Raw genomic sequence first — 678 nt, 5'->3', positions numbered from 1 at the left:
GTCGAGGCGTGCCCTGATGCTGTCCATGATGAGGCGCGTCTCGGCCTCCCCTTGAGCCTTCGACCAGACATGCAGCGTGATGAGCTGATCATTGTCGTTGTCGGCGCCGGTTTCGAGATCGAAGGCGCTGGTGCGGCCGTAGGTGACGTGCGGATAGGCCGCCTTGGCGTCGGCGCGCTCGAGCAGGCCGGCGCCGCCCAGCAGCGCCGAAAGCGACGCGTCGGTCTTCAGCCTCAGGAACAAGGCCTGCATCAAATCGCCAGGTGCCGTCATTTACCGTCCATCACAAAACAGCCTTCGGTTCGTTCCTAACCTGATCGGCAACGTAACCACGCTGGCGATCCGATACCAGATCGCGAATCGTTTTGACTGTAGCGTGAACGGCGAAAGTCTGGAAAATATTACGTTTTCGGACTCACGACACCGGCGCCGCACCGCCCTCTTCGGTGCGCCGTGCGATGAACTCGTCGAGTACGCCGGTGGTGGCGGCGGCGGATTGCGGCGGCTGGAAATCGGCAAGGATCCGCTTCCAGACGCCGGTGGCGCGCTCGGTGGCGGTCTTGCCGCCGGCTTGCGTCCAGTTGCCGAAATTCGACCAGTCGGCGACCAGCGGCTCGTAGAAGGCGGTGCGGTAGCGCGTCATGGTGTGGGCGGCCGAGAAGAAGTGGCCGCCCACAC

At 63.7% G+C, this 678-nt stretch carries 2 protein-coding genes; both read right to left on the bottom strand.

Annotated elements, in window-relative coordinates; translation table 11 throughout:
* Positions 1-273, bottom strand: a 273-nt coding sequence (locus EOA29_RS39005; RefSeq protein WP_145970142.1) for a DUF3168 domain-containing protein, incomplete at its 3' end; no start/stop codon positions are given.
* A gap of 142 nt (positions 274-415) precedes the next feature.
* Positions 416-678 (bottom strand): trimethylamine methyltransferase family protein (locus tag EOA29_RS39000; RefSeq protein WP_189479169.1); only part of this gene is annotated, 263 nt, incomplete at its 5' end.

It is taken from the genome of Mesorhizobium sp. M1E.F.Ca.ET.063.01.1.1 (genome assembly GCF_003998155.1).
GTDB lineage: Bacteria > Pseudomonadota > Alphaproteobacteria > Rhizobiales > Rhizobiaceae > Mesorhizobium.
The sequence above is the reverse complement of the archived record's forward strand: the minus strand, read 5'-3'. Positions and strand labels throughout refer to the sequence as shown.